General features: G+C 72.1%; 20 protein-coding genes. 17 read left to right on the top strand and 3 right to left on the bottom strand.

The features are described 5' to 3' along the window. The first annotated feature begins 64 nt into the window (after positions 1–64). From ACFWM2_RS00580 to ACFWM2_RS00615, 8 genes are all read left to right on the top strand, one after another. On the top strand, positions 65–1,846 hold the full coding sequence (locus tag ACFWM2_RS00580; protein ID WP_383271464.1) for a hypothetical protein: 1,782 nt from the start codon (positions 65–67) through the stop codon (positions 1,844–1,846). 170 nt (positions 1,847–2,016) lie between these two features. Then, the gene (locus ACFWM2_RS00585; protein ID WP_383271466.1) at positions 2,017–2,859 is read left to right on the top strand and encodes a nitrilase-related carbon-nitrogen hydrolase; all 843 of its coding nucleotides are present in this window, start codon (positions 2,017–2,019) and stop codon (positions 2,857–2,859) included. Next, positions 2,856–4,139, top strand: coding sequence for an aspartate aminotransferase family protein (locus ACFWM2_RS00590; protein ID WP_383271468.1), 1,284 nt, complete (start codon positions 2,856–2,858; stop codon positions 4,137–4,139). Before ACFWM2_RS00585 ends, ACFWM2_RS00590 begins: the two co-directional genes overlap by 4 nt. 184 nt (positions 4,140–4,323) lie before the next feature. Then, a complete protein-coding gene (locus tag ACFWM2_RS00595) occupies positions 4,324–5,883 on the top strand; it encodes a PucR family transcriptional regulator (RefSeq protein ID WP_383271470.1) in 1,560 nt (519 codons plus the stop codon). Positions 5,884–6,037: 154 nt separating this feature from the next. Further along, on the top strand, positions 6,038–6,880 hold the full coding sequence (locus ACFWM2_RS00600) for a nitrilase-related carbon-nitrogen hydrolase (RefSeq protein ID WP_383271472.1): 843 nt from the start codon (positions 6,038–6,040) through the stop codon (positions 6,878–6,880). A 166-nt stretch (positions 6,881–7,046) separates the two neighbouring features. Next, positions 7,047–8,447, top strand: coding sequence for a dihydropyrimidinase (gene hydA, locus ACFWM2_RS00605; protein ID WP_383271474.1), 1,401 nt, complete (start codon positions 7,047–7,049; stop codon positions 8,445–8,447). 11 nt (positions 8,448–8,458) lie between these two features. After that, a complete protein-coding gene (locus ACFWM2_RS00610; protein ID WP_383271476.1) occupies positions 8,459–9,484 on the top strand; it encodes a TIGR03842 family LLM class F420-dependent oxidoreductase in 1,026 nt (341 codons plus the stop codon). Positions 9,485–9,670: 186 nt separating this feature from the next. Continuing rightward, on the top strand, positions 9,671–11,200 hold the full coding sequence (locus ACFWM2_RS00615; protein ID WP_383271478.1) for an NCS1 family nucleobase:cation symporter-1: 1,530 nt from the start codon (positions 9,671–9,673) through the stop codon (positions 11,198–11,200). A 48-nt stretch (positions 11,201–11,248) separates the two neighbouring features. Here ACFWM2_RS00615 and ACFWM2_RS00620 read toward each other — a convergent pair whose 3' ends face one another. Then, positions 11,249–11,917, bottom strand: coding sequence for a hypothetical protein (locus tag ACFWM2_RS00620; protein WP_383271480.1), 669 nt, complete (start codon positions 11,915–11,917; stop codon positions 11,249–11,251). Between the two features lie 601 nt (positions 11,918–12,518). Between ACFWM2_RS00620 and ACFWM2_RS00625 the strand changes: the two genes are divergently transcribed. The 5 genes from ACFWM2_RS00625 (at position 12,519) to ACFWM2_RS00645 (ending at position 18,448) form a co-directional block, all read left to right on the top strand. Next, a complete protein-coding gene (locus ACFWM2_RS00625; protein ID WP_383271482.1) occupies positions 12,519–13,151 on the top strand; it encodes a DUF4232 domain-containing protein in 633 nt (210 codons plus the stop codon). A 119-nt stretch (positions 13,152–13,270) separates the two neighbouring features. Continuing rightward, complete coding sequence (locus ACFWM2_RS00630; protein ID WP_383271484.1) at positions 13,271–15,163, top strand: gamma-glutamyltransferase family protein; 1,893 nt, start codon at positions 13,271–13,273, stop codon at positions 15,161–15,163. Positions 15,164–15,497: 334 nt separating this feature from the next. Continuing rightward, complete coding sequence (locus ACFWM2_RS00635; RefSeq protein ID WP_383271486.1) at positions 15,498–16,334, top strand: inositol monophosphatase family protein; 837 nt, start codon at positions 15,498–15,500, stop codon at positions 16,332–16,334. A 195-nt stretch (positions 16,335–16,529) separates the two neighbouring features. Beyond that, positions 16,530–17,939 (top strand): phytoene desaturase family protein, encoded by a 1,410-nt coding sequence (locus ACFWM2_RS00640; RefSeq protein WP_383271488.1) that lies wholly within the window; start codon positions 16,530–16,532, stop codon positions 17,937–17,939. Continuing rightward, positions 17,936–18,448 carry an O-acetyl-ADP-ribose deacetylase gene (locus ACFWM2_RS00645; protein ID WP_383271490.1) on the top strand — a complete coding sequence of 171 codons (513 nt, stop codon included), beginning with the start codon at positions 17,936–17,938 and terminating at the stop codon, positions 18,446–18,448. The genes ACFWM2_RS00640 and ACFWM2_RS00645 overlap by 4 nt, the downstream gene beginning before the upstream one ends. A 287-nt stretch (positions 18,449–18,735) precedes the next feature. Here ACFWM2_RS00645 and ACFWM2_RS00650 read toward each other — a convergent pair whose 3' ends face one another. Beyond that, positions 18,736–19,098: an ArsR/SmtB family transcription factor gene (locus ACFWM2_RS00650; RefSeq protein WP_383271492.1), complete on the bottom strand. Its 363-nt coding sequence runs from the start codon at positions 19,096–19,098 to the stop codon at positions 18,736–18,738. A gap of 68 nt (positions 19,099–19,166) precedes the next feature. On the opposite strand from ACFWM2_RS00650, the gene ACFWM2_RS00655 reads away from it, so the two are divergent. Genes ACFWM2_RS00655 through ACFWM2_RS00665 form a run of 3 tightly spaced genes read left to right on the top strand, consistent with a single transcriptional unit; the run spans position 19,167 to position 23,179 of the window. After that, positions 19,167–21,107, top strand: coding sequence for a heavy metal translocating P-type ATPase (locus tag ACFWM2_RS00655; RefSeq protein ID WP_383271494.1), 1,941 nt, complete (start codon positions 19,167–19,169; stop codon positions 21,105–21,107). 55 nt (positions 21,108–21,162) lie between these two features. Beyond that, entirely contained in the window at positions 21,163–22,641 is a 1,479-nt protein-coding gene (locus tag ACFWM2_RS00660; protein WP_383271496.1) for an AlkA N-terminal domain-containing protein, read from the top strand. Positions 22,642–22,696: 55 nt separating this feature from the next. Then, positions 22,697–23,179, top strand: coding sequence for a methylated-DNA--[protein]-cysteine S-methyltransferase (locus ACFWM2_RS00665; RefSeq protein ID WP_383271498.1), 483 nt, complete (start codon positions 22,697–22,699; stop codon positions 23,177–23,179). Here ACFWM2_RS00665 and ACFWM2_RS00670 read toward each other — a convergent pair. Then, positions 23,176–23,895, bottom strand: coding sequence for an NAD-dependent deacetylase (locus tag ACFWM2_RS00670; protein ID WP_383271500.1), 720 nt, complete (start codon positions 23,893–23,895; stop codon positions 23,176–23,178). The two genes, ACFWM2_RS00665 and ACFWM2_RS00670, sit on opposite strands and share 4 nt — an antisense overlap. A gap of 392 nt (positions 23,896–24,287) precedes the next feature. On the opposite strand from ACFWM2_RS00670, the gene ACFWM2_RS00675 reads away from it, so the two are divergent. Further along, complete coding sequence (locus ACFWM2_RS00675) at positions 24,288–25,757, top strand: FG-GAP repeat protein (protein ID WP_383271502.1); 1,470 nt, start codon at positions 24,288–24,290, stop codon at positions 25,755–25,757. Positions 25,758–25,923 lie beyond the last annotated feature (166 nt).

The following is a 25,923-nucleotide window of genomic DNA, read 5'->3' on the forward strand; positions in this document are numbered from 1 at the left end:
CGTTCCGTAACACGCTTGGTGTTTTCTACCGAACGGAGTACTCCAGTCTGGCGGGAGTTGGGCGATGGGTGTGGAACAACTCCCGGGACGGGTTCGGGAGTTCGCGACCTACCTGAACGGACTGCTGGCGCGCCTCGACCAGGGCGCCGGCTGGTGCGGGGTGTTCTGGCAGCGCGACCCCGACGGTATGCGGGCATGTCTGGACGGCTGGGAAGCGCCGCCGTGGGACGTGGTGGAGGCGCTCCTTCAGGACCTGGAGGGGCAGTACGGCCCCAGGGCCGCGGCTCAGGAGACCGAGCGGGCGCGCACCCTGCACGCTGCCTCGCTCATCGCGTTCGACGGCCGGCCCGGTGGCCGGGAGGCTCTCGGTGACCGCCTCGACGTGATGCTCCGCGAACAGCGCTACGCCGCCGAACGCCAGGCCGAGCTCGGTCGTCAGCTGCACGCGGCCGGCTCCCAGGAGGAGGCCGAGGCGGTCCGTCTCGACCTGGCCTGGGCCCGCGACGACCACGACCGCGCCACGGCTCGCTGCGCGGAGATCCGCCGGCGGACGGAGGACCTCGACCGCCGCGCCCACGCGCGGGAGGAGCGGGACTTCCCGGCCGACGGCACGGGGGGTGCGGGTGCCCGCCGGCAGGACGGCCATGAGGCCCGGTCCGCGTCCACCGGTCGGCATGCGGGACCGTACGCACCATCGGCAGGGCAGCCGGACCCGTACGCACCGTCAGCCCGGCAGCCGGGCCCGTCCGCTGATGCTGCCGACCGACACACGGGCCCGTCCGCTCCGGCCGACCGGCAGCCGGGTCCCGCTGCCGGCCGGAGTCCTGCGTGGTCCGCCTTCGCGGAGCGCGCGCCGGCCGACGTCGATCACGCGGGGGCGCGGCCCGACGACGGGTACGCGGCCGGGCGGCCCGGCGGCGACCATGCCGACGGGCGGTCCGACGACGGTTACGGGGCCGGGCGGTCCGGCGGTGACCACGCGGGCGGGCGTCCCGGCGACGGGTACGCCCCGGAGCCCGGCGCTCCTCGTGCCGAGCCCGACACCTCTCACCTCGAACCCGAACCCGAGGTCCCGACCCCCGCGCCGGCACCCCCCGTGCCCAAGCAGCGCGCCAAGCGGCGCCCGCGCGGCAGTGCTCGCTTCGCCGGAATGATGGAGACGGAGGCGGAGGCGACCCCGGCCGCCGCACCTCCGACGGCGGCGCCCGCCGTGCCGGCCCAGGCCGCCAAGGGCCGCACACCGGGCGGCGCCCGGTTCGCGGGAGCCGCAGCGCAGCCGGCGCGGCCCGACGTGCCCCGCCGGGAACCCCTGGACGACGCGGCACGCCAGGAGACCGTGGACACCGTCGAGGCACTGGTGCGGCTGCGTGCCGAGGGCCGTACCGGCGAGGCGCACGCGCTGCTCGTCGAGGCCGCGTACTGGCCCGCGGCCCGCTTCCCGCTGCTCGCCGCCCAACTGCACCGCGCGGGCCTCGACGCCGACTGGGCGACCCTGCTGTGGGAGGCGGCCTCGCTGCCCGCCGACCGGCTGGTCGCCGCCGCGGACGCGCTCGTCGCGGCGGGCCGCACCGCGGACGGCAGCCAGATGCTCCGCCAGGGCGTCGCCAGGCCCGCCCCGGAGATAGGGGCCGCCGTCCAGGGCCTGGCCGCCGAGGGCCGCCATCGCGAGATCCGCGCGCTCCTCGACGCGTATGTCCGCGTCCGCACCCCCGAGGAGGCCGCCCGGAGCGTCGAGGCGGACCCGGTGCACCTCGTCCCACTCCTGCTGGAGGCCGCCCGGGGCGCCTCCGAGGAGCGGTACTGGGATCTCGTCCACGCGCTGCGGGTCGCCGGGATCGCCACCTGAGCCGTCGCCGCGCAGACTGAAACTCACCCACAGGAGTGTGAAACAAGATCGACTCCGCGGGTTAACGACGATGGTCTTGGCAAGGCCGTCCCGGAGGCTTACTTTCGAGCCTCTACAGCCTTTGTCTACGGGCGTAGAGGCTCTCTGACGTCCCGTCGAAGGAGCAGCTCATGGCCAACGTCGTACGCGCCGCTCTGGTCCAGGCCACCTGGACCGGCGACACCGCATCCATGGTCGCCAAGCACGAGGAGTTCGCCCGTGAGGCGGCCCGGCAGGGCGCGCAGGTCATCGGTTTCCAGGAAGTCTTCAACGCCCCCTATTTCTGCCAGGTCCAGGAGCCCGAGCACTACCGCTGGGCCGAGCCCGTCCCCGACGGCCCGACCGTCAGCCGGATGCGCGAGCTGGCCCGCGAGACCGGCATGGTGATCGTCGTCCCCGTCTTCGAGGTCGAGCAGTCCGGTTTCTACTTCAACACCGCGGCCGTGATCGACGCCGACGGCACCTACCTCGGCAAGTACCGCAAGCACCACATCCCCCAGGTCAAGGGATTCTGGGAGAAGTACTACTTCAAACCGGGCAACCTCGGCTGGCCCGTCTTCGACACCGCGGTCGGCAAGGTCGGCGTCTACATCTGTTACGACCGGCACTTCCCGGAGGGCTGGCGCCAGCTGGGTCTGAACGGCGCCCAGCTCGTCTACAACCCGTCCGCCACCTCCCGGGGCCTGTCCGCCCACCTCTGGCAGCTGGAACAGCCCGCGGCGGCCGTAGCCAACGAGTACTTCATCGCGGCGATCAACCGGGTCGGCCAGGAGGAGTACGGGGACAACGACTTCTACGGAACGTCGTACTTCGTCGACCCGCGCGGACAGTTCGTGGGGGAGACCGCGAGCGACAAGGGCGAAGAACTGGTCGTCCGGGACCTGGACTTCGACCTGATCGAAGAGGTACGGCAGCAGTGGGCGTTCTATCGTGACCGGCGCCCGGACGCCTACGAAGGGCTGGTGCAGCCGTGAGTGACCTGTACGCGCGCCACAAGGCCGTGCTGCCCGACTGGCTCGCGCTCTACTACGCCGACCCCCTGGAGATCACGCACGGCGAGGGCCGCCACGTCTGGGACGCCGACGGCAACAAGTACCTCGACTTCTTCGGCGGCATCCTGACGACGATGACGGCGCACGCGCTGCCCGAGGTGACGAAGGCGGTCAGCGAGCAGGCCGGGCGGATCATCCACTCCTCGACGCTCTACCTCAACCGGCCGATGGTCGAACTCGCCGAGCGGATCGCCCAGTTGTCCGGCATCCCGGACGCGCGGGTCTTCTTCACCACTTCGGGCACGGAGGCCAACGACGCGGCGCTGCTGCTGGCCACCGCGTACCGGCAGAGCAACCAGATCCTGGCGATGCGCAACAGCTACCACGGCCGCTCCTTCAGCGCCGTCGGCATCACCGGCAACAAGGGCTGGTCGCCGACCTCCCTCTCGCCCCTCCAGACGCTGTACGTCCACGGCGGCGTCCGCACCCGGGGACCCTACGCGGCGCTGAGCGACGCCGAGTTCATCGCGGCCTGCGTCGCCGACCTGGAGGACCTGCTCGGCCATGTCCGGGCGCCCGCCGCCCTGATCGCCGAGCCGATCCAGGGAGTCGGCGGCTTCACGGCTCCGCCCGACGGCCTGTACGCGGCCTTCCGCGAGGTGCTGCAGAAGCACGGCATCCTCTGGATCGCCGACGAGGTGCAGACCGGCTGGGGACGGACGGGCGAGCACTTCTGGGGCTGGCAGGCGCACGCCGCGTCGGGGCCGCCCGACATGCTCACCTTCGCCAAGGGCATCGGCAACGGCATGTCCATCGGGGGAGTCGTCGCCCGCGCCGACCTCATGAACTGCCTGGACGCCAACAGCATCTCGACGTTCGGCGGCTCGCCGGTCACCATGGCGGCGGGCCTCGCGAACCTCGCCTACCTCCTCGAACACGACCTCCAGGGCAACGCCCGGCGGGTCGGCGGTCTGCTCATCGAGCGGCTGCGGGCGATCGCCGCGCAACTGCCGGAGGTACGGGAGGTGCGCGGCCGGGGACTCATGATCGGCATCGAGCTGGTCAAGCCCGGCACGGACGAGGCCAACCCGGAGGCCGCGGCCGCGGTGCTCGAAGTGGCGCGTCAGGAAGGGCTGTTGATCGGCAAGGGCGGCGGACACAACACCAGCGTGCTGCGGATCGCGCCGCCGCTCTCACTCACCGTCGGCGAGGCCGAGGAGGGCGCGGCGATCCTCGACCGCGCGCTCAGGGCCTGTGGCTGAGGCCCGGCCGCCGGCCCTGGCGTACCCGTAGGACCTGAGCAAGGGCGAGTGAGCCGAAGGGGCGCACCGCTGGTGAGAGGTTGAGCACGCGGAGGCCCGAAGGGTTGGGCACGGTCGACCTTGCACCACCGGCTTGTGCGCCCCGGAGGCGAACCGAGCCACAGAAAAAGGGGAACGTCGTCACATGACCACCGCCTTGGAACCCGCCCTCTCCGTCCGCCAGGTCCTGCACCTGGACCGGGTGCTCGCCGGAGAGCCCGAGGTGGTGGCCGGCGCCGGCCAGCTCGACCGGCCGGTGCGCTGGGTGCACGTCGCCGAGGCGGCCGACGTCGGGGTGATGCTCACCGGCGGCGAGATGGTGCTCACCACGGGCGTGCTGCTCGCCGGTGACCTGGACGCGCAGGCCGAGTACATCCGTTCACTGCACCGCGCCGAGGCCGCGGCCGTGGTGCTCGGGCTCGGCCGGGCCTTTCCCGCCCCGCCGGACGTGATGCGCCGGGTCGCCGAGCGCTGCGGGCTGCCCATGGTGGTCCTCCACCGGCCGTTCCCCTTCGCCGAGTTGACGGAGGAGGTCCAGTCCCGGCTGGTGCGGCAGAAGTTCGCGGCCGTGAGCCTGTCGGAGTCGGTGCGGACGGCGCTGACCGGGCTCATCACCGCGGGCGCCCCCTTGCAGCGGTTGCTCGACGAGATCGCCGGGCACGCCGCCTGTCCCGTCGTCGTCACCAACCTGGCCCACCGGGTGCTCGCCACCGCGGGGGAGCGCTCGGCGGTCGACGACGTACTGCGCGACTGGGAGCGCATCGCGCGGCAGGCCGGCGGCAGCGAGGGCGACGGATGGATCCGCGCGGAGCTGGGCGGACGCGGGGAGCGCTGGGGCCGCATCGTGCTGTGCGGGTACCGCGGTGACGGAGCCACCGGGCGACTGCTCGCCGACCGGGCCGCCGAGGCACTGGTGCTGCACCGCATGCTCGGCGGCGCGGCGCACTCCTGGGAGGAACAGTCCGCGGAGAGCCTGCTGACGGACCTGGTGAGCGGCGTCGTACCGGCCCGGCAGCTGCTGCCGAGGGCGCGGGCCGCCGGGCTCCCCGTCAACCGGCGGACCTTCGTGCCGCTGGTCGTGCGGGACGGCGATGCGGCTCAACTCGGCCGGGTGCTCCGACTGTTGGGGCTGTCCGGACTCGTCGCCGAGCTGTCAGACGGGATCACCGCCGTGCTGCTGAGCCTCGCCCGGGACCAGGACGCGGAGGCGCTCACGACACACTTTGCCACCCGGCTGCGCACCGAATCGGACGCCCGCCGGACGGTCGTCGCCGCGGCCGGTCCGCAGACCGTGTGGGACGACGTGGCCGCCGGACTGCGCGAGGCCCGGCATGTCGCCGACGCCGTCGCCGAACACCCGGCCGAGCCGGACCTGCCGGTGGTCGTACGCCTCCGAGACGTACATCTGCGGGGTCTGGTACGGCTGTTGCGGGACGATCCGCACGTGCAGTCCTTCGCCGAGCGCGAGTTGGACGGGCTGCTGTGCGGGACGGACGCCGAGCCGGAACTGCTGCCGGTGCTGCGGACCTATCTCGCGACCGGCCGCAACAAGTCGCGGACCGCGCAACTGCACCATGTCAGCAGGCCCGCGCTGTACCGCCGGCTGGAGGTCATAGAGGCCCGCCTGGGAGTCGACCTCGACGACTTCGAGCAGGCCGCGTCCGTGCACATCGCGCTCCTCGCGCACGACGCCCAGCAGCGGTGAGAGATGTCAGCACGTGAGAAGACGGTGGGAGACATGGGCCGGCGCCGGAGTGACACCGTGCAACGCCGGGCGCCCGCAGACGTGACACCGTGCACCTCAAAGCCGCCCCCGGGGCTTCCTAGGCTCGCCGGACACCGAGCGACCGGAGGTCCCGATGAGCAGAGTGATCCGCGCCGCCGTCTTCCAGACTGCCTGGACCGGCGACAAGGAGTCGATGATCCAGGTCCACGAGCAGGCGGTCCGCGACGCGGCCGCGCAGGGCGCCCAAGTCCTGTGCTTCCAGGAGCTGTTCTACGGGCCCTACTTCTGCCAGGTCCAGGACAAGGCGTTCTACGAGTACGCCGAGCAGATCCCCGAGGGTCCGATCGTCCGGCGCTTCCAGGCGCTGGCCGAGGAGTTCAGCATCGTCCTCGTGCTGCCGATGTACGAGGAGGAGCAGCCCGGCGTCCTCTACAACACCGCCGCCGTGATCGACGCCGACGGCTCGTACCTCGGCAAGTACCGCAAGACACACATCCCGCAGGTCGAGGGCTTCTGGGAGAAGTTCTACTTCCGTCCGGGCAACAGCGGCTGGCCCGTCTTCGACACCGCGGTCGGCAAGGTCGGCGTCTACATCTGCTACGACCGGCACTTCCCGGAGGGCTGGCGTGCGCTGGGTCTCGCGGGCGCCGAGATCGTCTTCAACCCGTCGGCCACCTCGCGCGGTCTGTCCGGCTACCTCTGGCAGCTGGAGCAGCCGGCGGCCGCGGTCGCCAACGAGTACTTCGTGGGCGCGATCAACCGGGTGGGGGTCGAGGAGTACGGGGACAACGACTTCTACGGGACGTCGTACTTCGTGGACCCGGAGGCGCAGTTCGTCGGCGAGGTGGCGAGCGACAAGGAGAGCGAACTCGTCGTCCGCGACCTGGACATGGCCAAGCTCCGCGAGGTCCGCGACCGCTGGCAGTTCTACCGCGACCGTGCCCCGGGCGCGTACGGGCCGCTGACCGCCCCCTAGAGGGCGTGCACCCCGTGGGCCCGGCCGACGGGGGGCCGGGCCCGTGGCTTCGACTCCCCATCCTGACAACAGCGTTGACCCCGGCGACCACCAGCAGCGGGATCGCCTCAGTGCACGCGGGCCCACCGGATTCGGCGCACGCGAGCGAACCGGAAGGAGAGGGAGCATGAGCCGTACCGTCATCCGCGGTGGCCTCGTCATCACCGCATCCGACGAGATCCACGCCGACGTCCTGATCGAGGACGGCCGGATCGCCGCGCTCGCGGCGTCGGGCACTCCGGCCGCCGAAGCATGGACGGCGGAGCGGACGATCGACGCCACCGGAAAGTACGTGATTCCGGGCGGTGTCGACGCCCACACGCACATGGAGCTGCCGTTCGGCGGCACGTTCGCCTCCGACACCTTCGAGACCGGCACCCGGGCCGCGGCCTGGGGCGGCACCACCACCATCATCGACTTCGCCGTGCAGAGCGTCGGCCACTCGCTGCGCGAGGGCCTCGACGCCTGGAACGCCAAGGCCGACGGCCAGTGCGCCATCGACTACGGCTTCCACATGATCGTCTCCGATGTGAACCAGGAGACGCTCAAGGAGATGGACCTGCTGGTCGAGGAGGGCGTCACCTCCTTCAAGCAGTTCATGGCCTATCCCGGCGTCTTCTACAGCGACGACGGCCAGATCCTGCGTGCCATGCAGCGCTCCGCCGAGAACGGCGGCCTGATCATGATGCACGCCGAGAACGGCATCGCGATCGACGTGCTCGTCGAGCAGGCGCTGGCCCGCGGTGAGACCGACCCCCGCTATCACGGGGAGGTCAGGAAGGCCCTGCTGGAGGCCGAGGCCACTCACCGTGCCATCAAGCTCGCGCAGGTCGCGGGCGCTCCGCTGTACGTCGTGCACGTGTCGGCGCAGGAGGCGGTCGCCGAGCTGGCGCGGGCGCGCGACGAGGGCCTGAACGTGTTCGGGGAGACCTGCCCGCAGTACCTGTTCCTGTCGACGGACAACCTCGCCGAGCCGGACTTCGAGGGCGCGAAGTACGTGTGCTCCACGCCGCTGCGGCCGAAGGAGCACCAGGCCGCACTCTGGCGCGGACTGCGGACGAACGACCTCCAGGTCGTCTCCACCGACCACTGCCCCTTCTGCTTCGTCGGCCAGAAGGACCTGGGCCGCGGCGACTTCTCGAAGATCCCCAACGGCCTGCCGGGTGTCGAGAACCGGATGGACCTGCTCCACCAGGCCGTCGTCGACGGACACCTCTCGCGCCGCCGCTGGATCGAGATCGCCTGCGCGTCCCCGGCCCGGATGTTCGGCCTGTACCCGAAGAAGGGCACCATCGCGCCGGGCGCGGACGCGGACGTCGTCATCTACGACCCGCACGCCGAGCAGATCCTGTCGGTGGAGACCCACCACATGAACGTCGACTACTCGGCGTACGAGGGCAGGCGCGTCACCGGCCGGGTCGAGACGGTGCTCTCGCGCGGCGAACTCGTCATCTCCGAGCGGGAGTACACCGGGCGCGCGGGTCACGGCGTCTACACCCCCCGCTCCACCTGTCAGTACCTGAACTAGGAGTGGCGCACATGGACTTCGGACTCGTCCTGCAGACCGACCCGCCTGCCTCCCGCGTCATCAGCCTGATGAAGCGGGCCGAACGCAACGGCTTCACCCACGGCTGGACCTTCGACTCGGCCGTGCTGTGGCAGGAACCCTTCGTCATCTACAGCCAGATCCTCGCCAACACCGAGAAGCTGACGATCGGCACGATGGTCACCAACCCGGGCACCCGCACCTGGGAGGTCACCGCCTCCACCTTCGCGACTCTCAACGACATGTACGGCAACCGCACGGTGTGCGGCATCGGGCGCGGCGACTCGGCGATGCGGGTCGCCGGACGCAAGCCCAACACCCTCGCCCGGATCAGCGAGGCCATGAAGGTCATCCGCGCCCTCGGCCGCGGCGACGAGGCCGACCTCGGCGGTACGGTCATCAGGATCCCCTGGATCAAGCCGGGCGCCGAACTCCCCGTCTGGATGGCCGCGTACGGCCCCAAGGCGCTCAAGATGACCGGCGAGGAGGCCGACGGCTTCATCCTCCAGCTCTCCGACCTCTATCTCACCGAGTACATGGTCAAGGCTGTGAAGGACGCCGCAGTCGAGGCCGGCCGCGATCCGTCCGAGGTCAAGATCTGCGTCGCCGCACCGGCGTACGTCACGGAGGACGACTCGCCCGAGGCACTCGCCCACGCCCGCGAGCAGTGCCGCTGGTTCGGCGGCATGGTCGGCAACCACGTGGCCGACCTCGTCTCCAAGTACGGCGCCCACTCCGCCGCCGTACCCGACGAACTCACCGACTACATCAAGGCCCGGCAGGGCTACGACTACGCGCACCACGGTCGCAGCGGCAACCCCGACACCGCGTTCGTGCCCGACGAGATCGTCGACCGGTTCTGTCTGATCGGCCCGGTCGAGCGGCACGTCGAGAAGCTGAACGCCCTGCGCGAGCTCGGCGTCGACCAGTTCGCGCTCTACGACATGCACGACGCACAGGAAGCCGTCATCGACGCCTACGGGACGAAGGTCATCCCGGCCGTCAACGGCAGGCAGTAGCAAGGCAGTTGAGGCCCGGACCGCCGGTTCGGGCCGTCCCCCGATCGCCGATGTCCGACGGGCCGTAGCGGCCCCTCCCGTTCTCCCCTTCCCGCCGCTCCGGGAAGGGGCTCAGGGCGCTCCCCGCGCACCCCCACCCGCACCCGCACGGCCTTTCCCGACACTCCTCACTTGATTGGCCTGCCCATGACCGAGACCGTCCCCACCGACAGCCCACCGCCCACCCCTCAAGTCACCCTCGCCGACGGCCGGGTGGAGATCGCGCCGGGCGCACCCCTGCCGACCGGTCCTTACGCCAACGAGGACCTGCTGCCGGTCCCGGTCGAGAAGCGCACCTGGACCACGTACAACTTCTCGGCGCTGTGGGTCGGCATGGCCCACAACACCGCTTCCTGGACGCTCGCCTCCGGCCTGATAGCCGTCGGCATGGACTGGAAGCAGGCCGTCTTCACCATCGCCCTGGCCAACCTGATCGTGCTGGTCCCGATGCTGCTCACCGGGCACGCCGGACCCAAGTACGGCATACCCTTCCCGGTCTTCGCCCGCGCCTCCTTCGGCGTCCGCGGCGCCAATCTGCCCGCTGTCGTACGGGCGTTGGTGGCCTGCGGCTGGTTCGGCATCCAGACCTGGATCGGCGGCGAGGCCATCTACTTCCTCGCCGGGAAGCTCATCGGCGACAGCTGGGCCAACGCCTCGGAGATCGGCGGTTACGCCTGGACGATGTGGTTGTCCTTCGCGATCTTCTGGGTGATCCAGGTCGCCATCATCTACCGCGGCATGGAGACGATCCGCCGCTTCGAGAACTGGGCCGCGCCCTTCGTGCTCGTCGGCGCCGGCGTCATGCTGTGGTGGATGAGCAGCAAGGCCGGCGGCTTCGGCCCGCTGCTGAACCAGCCGTCCAAGCTCGGCTGGGGCCCGGAGTTCTGGAAGCTGTTCGCGCCCGCCCTCATGGGCATGATCGGCTTCTGGTCCACGTTGTCGCTGAACATCCCGGACTTCACCCGGTACGGCAGGAGCCAGCGCGCCCAGACCTGGGGCCAGGCGCTCGGTCTGCCCACCACGATGACGCTCTTCGCCTTCCTCTCCGTCATGGTCACCTCGGGCTCCCAGGAGGTGTACGGCGAGGCGGTCTGGGACCCGGTCCAGCTGGCCGCAAAGACCGACAACGTCTTCGGGCTCCTCTACGCGCTGGTGACCGTGCTGGTCGCGACCCTGTCGGTGAACGTCGCGGCCAACCTGGTCTCCCCGGCGTTCGACTTCTCCAACATCGCGCCCAGGAGGATCAGTTTCCGGAGCGGAGCACTCGTCACCTGTGTGCTCGGCGTGCTGATCTTCCCCTGGCGGCTGTACTCCGACCCGCAGGGCTACATCTTCACCTGGCTCGGCCTCGTCGGCGGTCTGCTCGGCACGGTCGCCGGCATCCTCATCGCCGACTACTGGATCCTGCGCCGCACCCGGCTCGATCTCGCCGACCTGTACCGCGCGGGCGGCCGCTACTGGTACGACGGCGGCTGGAACTGGCGGGCCGTCGTCGCGTTCGTCACCGGCGGTGTCCTGGCCATCGGCGGCGCGGACTTCCATCCGCTGATCGACGGGCGGCCGATCCCGCCCCTGGAGTCGCTGGCCGACTACGGCTGGGCGGTCGGCCTCGGCACCTCGATGGTGCTGTACGTCGTGCTGATGGCGCTGCGGGGCAAGGAGCGCGCCGCGGTCTGATGCGCGGGCCCGCCTGTCGCCGGGCCGGCGCAGATGTCTGGAGAACGCTCAGCTCTTCTGGGCGTTCTCCAGCGCGGCCACCGCTTCCTTGGCGGCCTTGATCGCGCCCTTGTTGATCACGTCCGTGCTGGGCGCCTTCTTCGTCTCGAAATCACTGCCGTTGTACGTGATGGTCACCAGCGCGTTGGAGACGCGGGCCAGCACCACACCCTCGCGCATCTGCTGCTTGTCCGCGGTGGTGAGATTCACGACGGAGTAGCCCGCGTCGCCGAGCCCGGGGACCGCGCCGCCGCCGCTCTTCTCCGTCGCGCGCTGCTTGTAGGTGGTTTCGGCGTCCTGGTCCGTTTTCTTGATTTCGTACGAAATGTCGAGCCAGCGGTAGTCGAAGCCCTTCAGCGCGTTCCAGGAGCAGGTGCGGCGCACGGACTTGTCCGTCGAGGGGATCTCCCGCCCGGCCGTCTTGGCGCCCGGCACGAGCGACTTGACCGTCGACACGCTCACGCTCCCGCAGGGCGCGGGCGACGCGGCGTACGTCTTGGTCGCCGCCGAAGTCGAGGGAGCGGACGCCTTGTTGCCGTCGGGCTCCTGGGCCGACTTGTGCTCGGCGGTCGGAGTCGGGGCGAACGGACCGGACGTCAGGGCCCAGCCCGCCGAGGCGAGCACGGCGACCGGCAGCAGACGCGCGGTGAGGGCGAGCGGCAGAGGAAGGGAACGCACAACGCACTTCTCGTGGGGGACGGTGCGGAAGGAGTCCGCACTGCGGACGGGACGCCAGTGTCACACGAGTCCCTGTAGGGCGGAAGTGTGAACTCGCTCCGTGCCCGCGCGGTGACAGCTCCTCCCCGCGGACGGGCCGTGGGCGAACCGCCGACGAACCACGGACGAGCCGTGGACGAACCGCGGACGGGCCGTGGGCGAACCGCGGACGAACCGCGGACGGGCCGTGGGCGAACCGCGGACGGGCCGTGGGCGAGCCGTGGGCGAACCGCGGACGGGCCGTGGGCGAACCGCGGACGGGCCGTGGGCGAACCGCGGACGGGCCGTGCCCGGATCCGGTGCGCATCAGCCGGACCACGAGCGGATTCGGCGCCCGTGATCGCGCCCAACTGGTCGTCCCCGCCCGCGAGCGCGGGCCGCGTCACCGAGCTCAACTGGCGCTCCCCGCCCGCGAGTCGAGGGTTGTGACCCCGATGCCGGCCGGTGGACCTCACGCGCGAGTCGGGCCCTTGACGGTCCGCGGAAGCACCGAACGCCGGCCTCGACCGGAACGGGCCGGAACGCACCGTGGTGCGCAAGGGCTCCGTGCGATGATCGGCCCGTGATCGCGATACCTCCGAGGTGGTCCCGCGCTGCCGCCGTCGCCTGTGTACTGGCGCTGGGTGCGAGCGGATGCGGCCTCTCCGCCGAGTTGGACCGCGAGCGCAATCCCGAGCGCAGTCCGACGCCGACGCCCACGCCGGCGCAGACCCGGGCCGCCTCGCCGCCCGTGACCGCGGGCCCCGAGACCCTGCCGGACGTACCGGTCCAGCAGGCGCGGGGCTGCCCGTCCTCCGGCGTGCGCTTCGGCACCGGCCGCGTGGACGGTGCCATGGGGCTGCGGGCCATGACCCTCACCCTCGTCAACTGCGGCGAGCGGCCGTACCGGCTCCACGGATACCCCTTCGTCCGGGTCTTGGACGAGACCGGCGCCCCGATGGCCGGGGTGCGCACCGTCACGGGGACCGACAAGGTGTTCATGGCGCCCGAGAGCCCGGGCCCCGAGCCGCTGACCGTCGCTCCGGGCGCGACCGCACACGCGGCCTTGTACTGGCGGATGGGCGCCGAGGACAGCACGTTTCTCCACGTGGGTCCGCAGGAGAACCAGGACGACCTGAACATCCGTCCTCTGGAACCCCTCGACATCGGACCGGAGAACATCCTCGGGACGACACCGTGGAGCCTCACGTCGTAGCGGGGCCCGGTGGCGGGACGAGGTTCCGGGGACCTGGCCGATCGAGTGGACGTGCGCCGCCCGGCCGGCGGGAGTGAACCGTTCAATGGTCGGACGCGTGCCGCCCGGCCGACGGGCGCATGCGGCAGGGTACGTACGATCGCCGGACGCCCGCCCCTCCAGTGAGGAGTCCGCCCGTGTTCACCACCCGACCCACGCTCCAGGGCACCTTCGGCATGGTGTCGTCCACGCACTGGCTCGCCTCGCAGTCGGCGATGGCCGTACTGGAGGACGGTGGCAACGCCTTCGACGCGGCGGTGGCCGCCGGCTTCGTGCTGCACGTCGTCGAACCGCACCTCAACGGGCCCGCGGGCGAGGTCCCCATCGTCCTCGCCCCGGCGGACGGTGAGGTGCGCGTGCTGTGCGGGCAGGGCGTCGCACCGGCCGGGGCGACCGTCGCCCACTACCGGGGCCTCGGACTGGACCTCGTGCCGGGCACGGGTCCCCTCGCGGCCGCCGTGCCCGGCGCCTTCGACGCCTGGCTGCTGCTTCTGCGCGACCACGGCACGAAGTCCCTCGCCGACGTCCTGAAGTACGCGATCGGCTACGCCGACGACGGCCACGCGCCCGTGGAGCGCGTCGGCGAGACCGTGGAGACGGTGCGTGAACTCTTCGAGGCGGAGTGGCCCTCGTCGGCCGAGGTGTATCTGCCGGGCGGCAGGGCGCCACGCCCCGGTGAACTGTTCCGCAACCCCGCCCTCGCGGCGACCTGGCGACGGCTGCTGGCCGAGATCTCCGAGAAGAAGGACCGAGTCGACCAGATCGAGGCCGCGCGGCAGGTGTGGCGCTCCGGCTTCATCGCCGAGGCCCTGGTCCGCCAGTCCGAGCGGCCCACCATGGACACCAGTGGCGAACGGCACGCCGGCACCCTGACCGCCGCCGATCTCGCCTCCTGGTCCGCGACCTACGAGGCCCCGGCGACGTACGACTGGCGGGGCTGGACCCTGTGCAAGGCGGGCCCCTGGAGCCAGGGCCCGGTGCTGCTCCAGCAACTCGCCCTGCTGCCGCCGGAACTGCCCCGCTACGGCTCGGCCGACTACGTGCACCTGCTCATCGAGGGCTGCAAGCTCGCCATGGCCGACCGGGAGGCCTGGTACGGCGACGCGGCGGAGGTGCCCCTCGACGAGCTGCTGTCCGCGCCGTACAACGCCGCCCGGCGCGCGCTCGTCGGGGAGAAGGCGTCGTACGAGCTGCGGCCCGGCAGCCCGGGAGGACGCACCCCGCGGATGAGCCGGCACGCGCGCGTGGTGGCCTCCGGAGAGCAGGGGTTCGACCCGATGGGCGTGCCGGGAGCCGGTGAGCCCACGGTCGCCAAGAGCCCGCTGTCGCCGGTGTCGGGCGAACCGGACGTCGGGGCGGACGGCGGCACCCGGGGCGACACCTGCCACCTCGACATCGTGGACCGCTGGGGCAACATGGTCGCCGCCACACCGAGCGGGGGCTGGCTGCAGTCCAACCCCGTCGTGCCCGAGCTGGGCTTTCCCCTCGGCACCCGGCTCCAGATGGCCTGGCTGGAGGAGGACCTGCCGAACTCCCTGACGCCGGGCCGTCGGCCCCGTACGACTCTCACGCCGTCGCTCGCCCTGCGCGACGGCGTGCCCGTGATGGCCTTCGGCACCCCCGGCGGTGATCAGCAGGACCAGTGGCAGACCCACTTCTTCCTGGCCGTGGCCCTGCGCTCCGAGGTGCGCGGCGGCCTCGACCTCCAGGGCGCCATCGACGCCCCGAACTGGCACAACGACAGCTTCCCCGGCTCCTTCTACCCCCGCGGGATGCGGCCCGGCAGCGTCACCGTCGAGTCCCGCACGGACCCGGACGTCATCAGGGAGCTGCGCCACCGCGGCCACGACGTCCTGGTCGGCGAGGCCTGGTCCGAAGGCCGTCTGTGCGCGGTCGCCCGCGACCCGCTTACGGGCGTGCTGTCGGCGGCGGCCAACCCGCGGGGGATGCAGGGGTACGCGGTGGGGCGCTGAGAGGGTCGTGTCGTCCCCGGCCCGGCCCGACCTGGCACGGAGCGAGGTGTCGGCGGCAGGCCCTTCCGGGCAGGGAGTGAGGTGTCGGCGGCCGGCTCTTCCGGTCGCGGAGCGAGGTGTCGGCGCTCGGCTCTTCCGGTAACGGAGCGTGTATCGGCCGGGTGCGGACCGGGCATCGACCCGGCACCGGGCGCACGTATTCCGGGGTCGGGCACGGCCTCCGTTCCGGTGTCGGGCACGGTCTCCGCGTCCGGAACCCCGGGTTTCATGCCGATTCCACCCGGCGTACACCGGCAGGGTAGGGATTGTCAGTGGTCCATGCTGTCATGGAGGCATGATCGAAGAGATCGAAGCATTCCTCGCACAGGGCGTCGCCGACGTCGAAGAGGCGGTCCGCAAGGCCGCCGCGGCCGAGATCATGCCGCGTTTCAGGCAGCTCGCCGAGCACGAGATCGACCAGAAGGCCGGCCCGCACGACCTGGTGACGGACGCCGACCGCAGAGCCGAGGTGTATCTGACCGGGGCACTGACCGCGCTGCTGCCCGGCTCGGTCGTCGTCGGCGAGGAGGCGGTGCACGCCAACCCGGCGACCTACGAGGCGATACGCGGCGGCGCCCCGGTCTGGATCGTCGATCCCGTCGACGGGACACGCCAGTTCGTTCACGGCGACCCGGGTTTCTGCACGCTGGTCGCCCTCGCACTGGACGGGGTCGTGCACGCCTCGTGGACGTACGCCGCCGCGCGCGACGAGTTCGCCACCGCGGTGCGCGGACGGGGCGCCCTGCTGGACGGTGTGCCCCTCCGCTCGGGTTCACCCGCCCCCGGCAGCGACCTCCGTGTCGCCACGTCGCATCCGGACTACACGACGGACGAGCAGAAGCGCGCCCTTCTCGGCGTGCGCGCCGAGGGCGTGCGGCCGCGCCCCTGCGGGTCGGCCGGGCTGGAGTATCTCGCCGTCGCCCGCGGCGAGTTGGACGCCACGGCGTTCTCCTGGGAGGCCGCCTGGGACCACGCGGCGGGCCTGCTGCTGGTCGAGGAGGCGGGCGGCGCCCACCTGACCCTCGCGGGCGAGCCGTTCCGTGTCACGGGAGCCAACGCGCTGCCCTTCACCGCGGCCCGCGACACGGCCACGGCTCGCCGGGTGGTGGAGCTGTTGTCGGGCGGCGCCTGACGGACGCGCCCAGGATGTCGACCGTTCCGGCGCGGGCCCGCGTACTCCTCCCTGCGGTACGCACCGTCCAGGACCGCTCCCGGGACCCGGGGTTGGGCCGGCCCTGACCGCCCGCGCCGCCAAGGCTGTCGGTGGCCCGGCATATCCTGATCCTCAGTGGCCATCGGCTGACAAAGGAGTCCGAAGGTGCCGTCGATGCTCGATGCGGTCGTAGTGGGTGCGGGGCCGAACGGACTGACCGCTGCCGTGGAGCTGGCCCGCCGCGGTTTCTCCGTGGCGGTGTTCGAGGCGCGCGACGGCGTGGGCGGGGGAGCCAGGACCGAGGAGCTCACGCTCCCGGGCTTCCGGCACGACCCCTGCTCCGCGGCGCACCCCCTGGGGATCAACTCGCCCGCCTTCCGTGCGATGCCGCTGGAGCGGTACGGACTGGAGTGGCTGCACGCCGAGCTGCCCATGGCCCATCCCTTCCCGGACGGCACGGCCGCCGTGCTGTCGCGCTCGGTGGCCGAGACGGCCGCCTCGTTCGGCCCGCGTGACGCCGGCGCGTACCGCCGGCTGATCGCCCCCTTCCTGCCCCGATGGGACACCCTGGCCCGCGACTTCATGTCCCTGCCGCTGAGCTCGCTGCCCCGCGACCCGGTCACCCTCGCCCGCTTCGGCCTCACCGGACTGCCCCCGTCGACCTGGCTGATGCGCCGCTTCCGCGACGAGCGGGCCCAGGCACTCTTCGCCGGGCTCGTGGCCCATGTCATCGCCCCGCTCGGGGGCATCGCCACCAGCGCCGTCGGCCTCGTCTTCGCGCTGGCCGCGCACGCCCGCGGCTGGCCCGTAGCGCGCGGCGGCTCCCAGTCCATCTCCGACGCGCTCGCCGCGTATCTCAAGGATCTCGGCGGCGCCGTCCACACCGACTACGAGGTGAAGCACTTCGACGACCTGCCGCCCGCCCGGGCCTACGTCTTCGACACCTCGCCCACCGCCCTCGCCCGCATCGCCGGCTTCGGGCGCTACTACGAGAACTACCGATACGGAGCGGGCGTCTTCAAGGTCGACTACGCGCTCGACGGCCCCGTGCCGTGGACGGCGCGGGAGGCGCGCACCGCCGGGACCGTGCAGGTCGGGGCCAGCCGCGCGGAGATCGGCGCCGCGTTGCACGCGGCCTCGCGCGAGGGCCGGGCGCCCGACGCGCCCTTCCTGATCACCGTGCAGCCCAGCGTCGTCGACCCCTCCCGGGCACCCGCCGGCAAGCAGGTCTTCTGGGCGTACGGCCATGTCCCGAACGGATACACCGGCGACCTCACGGACGCCATCGAGCGCCAACTGGAGCGCTTCGCACCCGGGTTCCGCGACCGGGTGCTCGCCCGTGCGACCGCGGGACCTCCCGAGCTCGTCGCTCGCAACGCCAATTACGTGGGCGGTGACATCGCCTGCGGTGCCGCGTCCGGGATCCAGCTCCTGCTGCGGCCCAAGGTCTCCCTCTTCCCGTACAGCACTCCGCACCCGGCCGTGTTCATCTGCTCGTCGGCCACCCCGCCGGGACCCGGCGTGCACGGGATGTCGGGGCACAACGCGGCCAAGGCGGTATGGAGGAGGCTGCGTCAGTCATGACCACGCTCACCCTGGTCCAGGGCGACATCACCCGGCAGACCGTTGACGCCGTCGTCAATGCCGCCAACTCCTCACTGCTCGGCGGGGGAGGAGTCGACGGCGCCATCCACCGGCGCGGCGGCCCCGACATCCTCGCCGAGTGCCGCAAGCTCCGCGCCTCGCACTACGGCAAGGGCCTGCCCACGGGCCGGGCCGTCGCCACGACCGCGGGCAAGCTGGACGCGCGGTGGGTGATTCACACCGTGGGCCCGGTCTGGTCCGGGATCGAGGACCGCGGCGAACTCCTCGCGTCCTGTTACCGGGAGTCCCTGCGGGTCGCCGCCGAGCTGGGCGCGCGGACCGTGGCCTTCCCGGCGATCTCCACCGGCATCTTCGGCTGGCCGATGGACGACGGCGCGCGGATCGCCGTACGGACGGTGCGCGAGAGCGCGGATCCGGCCGTGGAAGAGGTGCGGTTCGTGCTCTTCGACGAGCACGCCTACACGGCCTTCGAGGACGCGTTGCGCTGATCCGCGGGGTCGGGTCTCGCGCTGGGCGTCTTGTGCTGATGCGTGGGGTCGGGTTTCGCGCTGGGGGCCTTGCGCTGACGCGAGGCGCCGGCTTTCGAGCCGGACGCGTCTGCTGATCCGTGGAGCCGGCTTTGGAGCCGGCTGCCGGGCGCTGACGCGAGGCAGCCGCTTTCGAGCCGGAGGCGGGGCCGCGACCGGGCCGAGACCGGGCCGAGCGATCTGGCCGGGCGGTCAAGCCGGGGGCTACAGCCGGCCGGGGCTGCCCGCCACGGCGTGGTGATCCGTGGCTACTCGGCGGTGTCGCTGAGCCCGAGGCGCAGATGCTCCACGTGGTAGACCGCCTGGTCGAGGAGTTCGGCGACGTGGTGGTCGTACAGCGCGTAGACCACCGAGCGGCCGCTCCGTTCGCCGACGACCAGGCCCAGATTGCGCAGCAGCCGCAGCTGATGAGAACACGCGGACTGCTCCATGCCCACCTCGGCGGCCAACTCCGTGGCCGGCAACGGTCCTTCCCGCAGCCGCGCCAGGATCAGCAGGCGCGAGGGGGTGGACAGGGCCTGGAGCGTGGTGGCCACCTTCGCGGCGTTGGCCGCGTCCAGGTGTACCCGCGGGGCGGCATCCTGCGCGGCGCTGACGGCTCCATGACCCATGAGCCGTATCTTACTCATCGCACATGAAGGCATGAACGCCTCTTCATGCGTTCCTGTATGGTGACCCGGTGCCTCCCGCTCTCGCCTCGCCCCCCGTGACCGACGCGCCCGCCCCGGCGGCCCCCCGTCGCCGTACCCGAGTGCTCGCCCTGCCCGAGGCCCGCTGGGCGCTCGCCGCGACCGTCGCGTTCCTGGCAGCGCTCCCGCTGGACCTCGGCAGCGCGCCCGCCTGGGCGTATGCACCGCTGTACGTGATCGCGTATGCGGCGGGCGGCTGGGAGCCGGCGCTGGAAGGGCTGCGGGCCCTGCGCGAGAAGAAGCTGGACGTCGATCTCCTGATGATCGTCGCCGCGCTGGGCGCGGCCGCCATCGGTCAGTCCCTCGACGGCGCCCTGCTGATCGTCATCTTCGCCACCTCCGGGGCCCTGGAAGCCCTGGCCACCGCCCGCACCGCGGACTCGGTACGCGGTCTGCTGGACCTCGCTCCCACCGTCGCGACCAGGCTCAGCGGCGACGGTGAGGAGCGCGTGCCGACGGATCAACTCGCTGTCGGTGACGTTCTGCTGGTCCGCCCGGGCGAGCGGATCGGCGCCGACGGGCTGGTCGTCGACGGGGCCGGCGAGGTCGACCAGGCCACCATCACAGGCGAGCCGCTGCCGGTGGCGAAGGCCGCCGGCGACGAGGTCTTCGCGGGCACCCTCAACGGCACCGGCGCCCTGCGTGTCCGCGTCGAGCGCGACCCCGCCGACTCGGTGATCGCGCGGATCGTGACGCTGGTCGAGGAGGCCTCGCGGACCAAGGCGCCGACGCAGCTGTTCATCGAGAAGGTCGAACAGCGCTACGCCGTGGGCGTGGTGACCGCCACGCTCGCCGTCTTCTGCGTACCGCTCGCCTTCGGTGCCGACGTGACCGGCGCCCTGCTGCGGGCGATGACCTTCATGATCGTCGCCTCGCCGTGCGCGGTCGTGCTGGCCACCATGCCCCCGCTGCTGTCCGCCATCGCCAACGCCGGCCGGCACGGGGTCCTGGTGAAGTCGGCCGTCGCGATGGAACGCCTCGGCGAGATCGACGCGGCCGCCCTCGACAAGACCGGCACCCTCACCGAGGGCGCCCCCGAGGTGACGGCGGTACGCCCGCTGCCAGGCTCCCTGCTGGACGAGGACGCCCTGCTCGCCCTGGCCGCGGCCGCCGAGCACCCGAGTGAACATCCGCTGGCCCGTGCCGTCGTGGCCGCCGCCCGTGCTCGCGGCCTGCGTCCCGCGCCCGCCGACGACTTCACCGCGATCCCCGGACACGGAGTCCGCGCCACGGTCGACGGCCACCTCGTCACCGTCGGCCGTCCGACGTCGGACGCGGCAGCCGGCGCGGCCTCGGGGCACACGGTCGTACTGGTCGAGCGCGACGGCGCCCCCCTCGGCACCCTCTCCCTCACCGACCGCCTTCGCCCGGGCGCCCGCGCGGCCGTCTCGGGGCTCACCGACCTCACGGGCACCGCACCCGTGCTGCTCACCGGCGACAATCCGGGCGCGGCCGGCCGGGTCGCCGCCGCGACCGGCATCAGCGACGTCCGCGCGGGCCTGCTGCCCGAGGACAAGGTCGAGGCCGTACGAGATCTTCAACGGGCGGGCCACAAGGTGCTGTTCGTCGGAGACGGGGTCAACGACGCGCCCGCGCTCGCCGCCGCGCACTCCGGTGTGGCCATGGGGCGCGCCGGGTCCGACCTCGCGCTGGAGACCGCCGACGCCGTCGTCGTACGGGACGAGCTCGCCGCGATTCCCGGAGTCGTACGCCTCTCCCGTGCCGCCCGCCGTCTGGTCACCCAGAACCTCGTGGTCGCGGGGAGCTTCATCACCGTCCTCGTCCTGTGGGACCTGCTCGGTCACCTCCCGCTCCCGCTGGGCGTCGCCGGGCACGAGGGGTCCACCGTCCTGGTGGGTCTCAACGGGCTGCGGCTGCTGCGGGAGGCCGCCTGGGGAGAACCGGACGCCGGCCGGCCGCAGGCCACGTGACGTACATGTCGTATTCTCGCGAGCCCCGCGCCGCCCCGTGCCCGATCCTGGAGGCATGCGGAATGGGATGCACACCGACATCGAGCGTTGCGTGCGCGCGGTCCAGTCGAAGGACGCGCGCTTCGACGGCTGGTTCTTCACGGCGGTTCTGACCACGCGGATCTACTGCCGGCCCAGCTGCCCGGTCGTTCCGCCGAAGCCGCAGAACATGACGTTCTACCCCAGTGCGGCGGCCTGTCAGCAGGCCGGATTCCGAGCCTGCAAGCGGTGCCGCCCGGACACCAGCCCGGGCTCGCCGGAGTGGAATCAGCGCGCCGACCTGGTCGCCCGCGCCATGCGTCTGATCGGCGACGGCGTCGTGGACCGCGAGGGGGTTCCCGGTCTCGCCGCCCGGCTCGGCTACAGCACCCGCCAGATCGAGCGACAGCTCCTCGCCGAGCTCGGCGCGGGACCGCTGGCGCTCGCCCGGGCCCAGCGCGCGCAGACCGCCCGACTGCTCATCGAGACGACCGCCCTGCCCATGGCCGACGTCGCCTTCGCCGCCGGATTCTCCTCGATCCGCACCTTCAACGACACCGTGCGGGAAGTCTTCGCGCTCTCCCCAAGCGAGCTGCGCACCCGCGTTCCCCGGAAGGCTGAGCCCGCCCCCGGCGCGCTCAGTCTCCGCCTCCCCTTCCGCCTCCCGCTCAACCCGGACAACCTCTTCGGGCATCTCGCGGCGACCGCCGTGCCCGGTGTCGAGGAGTGGCGCGACGGCGCTTACCGCCGCACGCTTCGCCTGCCCTACGGCCACGGTGTCGTCGCGCTCACCCCCAGGCCCGACCACATCGCCTGCCGTCTCACCCTCAGCGACCTGCGCGACCTGCCCGTCGCCATCAGCCGGTGCCGGCGCCTGCTCGACCTGGACGCCGACCCGGTCGCGGTCGACGACCAGCTGCGCGGCGATCCCCTGCTCGCCCCGCTCGTCGACAAGGCGCCCGGCCGCCGGGTACCCCGCACCGTCGACGAGGCCGAGTTCGCCGTCCGGGCGGTGCTGGGCCAGCAGGTCTCCACCGCCGCCGCCCGCACCCACGCGGCCCGTCTGGTCGCCGCGCACGGTGTACCCGTCGACGACCCCGAGGGCGGCCTCACCCACCTCTTCCCCTCGCCCGAGGCGCTCGCCGTGGTGGACCCCGAATCCCTGGCGATGCCGAGGACCCGGCGGGCGACGTTCACCAACCTGGTCCGCCAACTCGCGGACGGAACACTGCACTTGGGTGTGGAGAGTGACTGGGAGGAGAGCCGGGCCCGGCTCCTCGCGTTGCCCGGCTTCGGGCCCTGGACCGTCGACGTCATCGCGATGCGCGCCCTGGGCGACCCCGACGCCTTCCTCGCCACCGACCTCGGAATCCGGCGCGCCGCCGCGGAGTTGGGCCTCCCGTCCAGTCCGGCCGCGCTCACCGCCCGCGCCGCGGCCTGGCGCCCCTGGCGGGCCTACGCGGTCCAGTACCTGTGGGCGACCGACAGGCACCCGATCAACTTCCTTCCCGTATGAGCGACTTCGCCGTCCAGGCGCCGCCGCCCCGTCAGTGACTTCGAGGACCCGAACCGTGAAACAGCACACCGTGATCGACAGCCCGTACGGCCCGCTCACCCTGGTCGCCACCGACGGCGCCCTGTCCGGCCTCTACATGGTCGGCCAGCGCCACCGTCCGCCGGAGGAAGGCTTCGGGGAACGCGACGACACCCCCTTCGGCGAGACGACCGACCAACTGAAGGCCTATTTCGCGGGGGAGTTGAAAGCGTTCGACCTGCCCCTCCGCCTGGCCGGCACCCCCTTCCAGCGCACCGTCTGGGAACAGCTCCAGAAGATCCCGTACGGCGAGACCCGCTCGTACGGCGAACTCGCCGCCGCCCTCGGCAACCCCAAGGCCTCACGCGCGGTGGGCCTCGCCAACGGCAAGAACCCGGTCGGCATCATCGTCCCCTGCCACCGCGTCGTGGGTGCCGACGGCAGCCTCACCGGTTACGGCGGCGGCCTGGACCGCAAGCAGCGCCTGCTGCACTTCGAACGGGGGGCCGCCCTCTTCTAGAACCGCCGCAACAGTTCAGGCAGCGCCGTCCCGATCGGCTCGCGTACGACCTCGTCGGCGCGGTCGTCGTACGGCGTCGGTTCGGCGTTGACGATGATCAGGCGGGCGCCGTGGTCGGCGGCGATCCCGGCCAGCCCCGCGGCGGGCTGCACCTGGAGACTGCTGCCGACGGCGATGAACACGTGGCCGGCCTTGGTGATGGCGACGGCCTCGCCGAGCACCACGGGGTCGAGCTGTTCGCCGAACATGACCGTCGCCGACTTGAGGATGCCGCCGCACTCCAGGCACGGCGGGTCGTTCTCGCCGGCCTCGACCCGGGCGATCGCGTCCTCCATGGGCCCGCGCCGATGGCACTCCGTGCACAGGAACTCCCGTGCGGTGCCGTGCAGTTCGAGCACCTTGCGGGACGGCATTCCGGCGAGCTGGTGCAGCCCGTCCACGTTCTGCGTGATGACCCGCACCGGCACCCCGGACCGCTCCAGCTCGGCCACGGCCCGATGCGCCGCGTTCGGCTCGGCCTTCAGCGTGCGGTTCTTGCGCCGCATCTGCCACGAGCGGCGCCGGATCTCCGGATCGCCCATGTAGTACTCGTACGTCACGAGCTTCTCGGCCTCGGGATCGCGCCGCCACAGCCCGTTGGGGCCGCGATAGTCGGGGATCCCGGAGTCTGTCGAGATACCTGCGCCACTCAGGATGGCGACCAGAGGCCTGTTCATGGGCTGAGAGTAGGACGCCTGACTGCTCGGGCCCAACGGATATTGTCGCGCCTCCCTCCCTTGCATGGCGGTCCCCTGACATCGTCCGGTGTGACCAACTGTCCGCAGTTGGACACTTGGCTGCACGTCGGAGCCGGCGCGGCTTCCATGCGTCAGCCGGCGGCACGGGCCGGACCTAACCTGCCCCTCGGTGGTCTTGCCAGGCGGTGATCCTTCCGTTCTTGGTGTGATCACGGCATCGGAGCCGTCGGTCTCGCGCGCCCGCAACATCGACGGCCTCGCCCGCCCACCGTGAACCCGGCGTCAACCACCGGTGAACTCCGTACAACCAGCTCCGCCCTTCGACGGTCACACCAGATGAGCCGCACCCTGTCGACCGAGTGGGAGCCTTCGTGCCACACAGCCGCCGCATCCTGACGTACGCCATCGCAGTCGCCGCCGCGGCCACCGCCGGGTTCGTGTACCCGTCCGGCGCCACCGCTGCCGCACCCCGTACCGCCACGAGCGACTTCAACGGCGACGGCTACGCGGACCTCGCCGTCGGCGTCCCGGACGGGACCGTCGGCGGCCAGGCCAAGGCCGGGTACGTGAACGTCGTCTGGGGCGGCCCGAAGGGCGTCGGCGCCCACGGAAGCATCCGAGTCAGCCAGGCCACCCCCGAGGTTCCCGGCACCCCGGAGACGGGCGACCGCTTCGGCGCATCCGTGGACCTGGTGGACCTCAACGGTGACGGCATCGCGGAGCTGCTCGCCGGCGTCCCAGGCGAGGACCTCATCGACCGCGGTGCGGACGAGGGCATGGTCATCGCCGTAGGCGGCTCGAAGGACGGTCCGGGACCGGGATCGACGGTCCTGGCCGGACCGTCGCCGTCGGCCGCGTACGGCACATCGGTCACGGCGGCCGACCTGACCGACGGCGCCAACAAAGTGATCGTGATCGGCGGCACGGACAAGGTCGTCGCTCGTGTCATCCAGGGCGAGGACAGCATGGTCACCACCGTCGTCGCCGCCCCCATGGGCGGCCGCGCCCCCGTCCTGGCCACCGGCGACTTCGACGGCGACGGCACGGCGGACCTGGCCGTGGCGTACTGGACCGCCGGCAGCCCCAACACGCAGTCCCATGTGCGCCTGTGGAAGTGGGACGCCGAGCGGTCCGCGATGGCCAACTTCTGGAACACGGACAACGCCGGCGTGACCGCCTTGGCCGCCGGCGACTTCGACGGCGACGGCCGCGACGACCTGGCACTCGGCGAATGCCGTGAGATCGCCGACGAGAACATCGACGACCCGTGCGGCCCCGAAGAACTCGCCAAGGGGGGCGGCATCCACGTCCACTACGGAAGTCCCGCGGGCGGCCAGTTCGGCAGCCGCGCCCAGACCCTCAACCAGGACACGGCCGGCGTCCCGGGCGTGGCCGAGGACGGCGACCGCTTCGGCGCCGCCCTCGCCGTCGCCGACGTCAACCGCGACGGCCGCGACGACCTGATCGCGGGCGCGCCCGGTGAAGCCATCGGAAGCAAAGCGGGGGCGGGCGCCGCCTGGCTGCTCCACGGCCGCGCGCAGGGCCTGCTCGACGCCAACGGCGCCGCTGAATCCGTCTCCTGGAACCAGGACACGTCCGGCGTCCCCGGCGTCGCCGAGGCGGGCGACACCTTCGGCGCGGCGGTCGCCACGGCCGACTACAACGCCAACGGTGTACCGGATGCCACGGTCGGATCCCCCGGCGAGAACGCCTCACTGGGCGCGGTATGGCTCCTCCCCAGCGGCTCGGCCGGCCGCTCGACGGCCTTCTCGCCCCGCACGCTCGGCCTCCCGTACCTCTCCACGGCTCAGAAGTACGGCACGCCGCTCAGCAGCCGCTGAGTGCGCCCTCCGGACCTTGCACCCGCCCCACAGCGTCGGGGCGGCGACAGGGGGAAAAGCGACAACCCCCCCTTTCGGGGAGCGTCCCGGGAGAGGGGAACCGGGCCCCGGAACCAAGCGGGAGGGCGGGGCACGGAGAAGAATTCCTGGGGCAAGGGACGACCGG

Source organism: Streptomyces sp. NPDC058371 (assembly GCF_042723265.1).
Taxonomy (GTDB): domain Bacteria; phylum Actinomycetota; class Actinomycetes; order Streptomycetales; family Streptomycetaceae; genus Streptomyces.

Coding starts and splice junctions, on each gene's coding strand:
- ACFWM2_RS00650 (WP_383271492.1), bottom strand. CDS start 19,098: ATGGGTCATGGAGCCGTCAGCGCCGCGCAGGATGCCGCCCCGCGGGTA.
- ACFWM2_RS00610 (WP_383271476.1), top strand. CDS start 8,459: ATGGACTTCGGACTCGTCCTGCAGACCGACCCGCCTGCCTCCCGCGTC.
- ACFWM2_RS00615 (WP_383271478.1), top strand. CDS start 9,671: ATGACCGAGACCGTCCCCACCGACAGCCCACCGCCCACCCCTCAAGTC.
- ACFWM2_RS00585 (WP_383271466.1), top strand. CDS start 2,017: ATGGCCAACGTCGTACGCGCCGCTCTGGTCCAGGCCACCTGGACCGGC.
- hydA (WP_383271474.1), top strand. CDS start 7,047: ATGAGCCGTACCGTCATCCGCGGTGGCCTCGTCATCACCGCATCCGAC.
- ACFWM2_RS00670 (WP_383271500.1), bottom strand. CDS start 23,895: ATGAACAGGCCTCTGGTCGCCATCCTGAGTGGCGCAGGTATCTCGACA.
- ACFWM2_RS00600 (WP_383271472.1), top strand. CDS start 6,038: ATGAGCAGAGTGATCCGCGCCGCCGTCTTCCAGACTGCCTGGACCGGC.
- ACFWM2_RS00645 (WP_383271490.1), top strand. CDS start 17,936: ATGACCACGCTCACCCTGGTCCAGGGCGACATCACCCGGCAGACCGTT.
- ACFWM2_RS00660 (WP_383271496.1), top strand. CDS start 21,163: ATGCGGAATGGGATGCACACCGACATCGAGCGTTGCGTGCGCGCGGTC.
- ACFWM2_RS00580 (WP_383271464.1), top strand. CDS start 65: ATGGGTGTGGAACAACTCCCGGGACGGGTTCGGGAGTTCGCGACCTAC.
- ACFWM2_RS00595 (WP_383271470.1), top strand. CDS start 4,324: ATGACCACCGCCTTGGAACCCGCCCTCTCCGTCCGCCAGGTCCTGCAC.
- ACFWM2_RS00640 (WP_383271488.1), top strand. CDS start 16,530: ATGCTCGATGCGGTCGTAGTGGGTGCGGGGCCGAACGGACTGACCGCT.
- ACFWM2_RS00635 (WP_383271486.1), top strand. CDS start 15,498: ATGATCGAAGAGATCGAAGCATTCCTCGCACAGGGCGTCGCCGACGTC.
- ACFWM2_RS00630 (WP_383271484.1), top strand. CDS start 13,271: ATGCGGCAGGGTACGTACGATCGCCGGACGCCCGCCCCTCCAGTGAGG.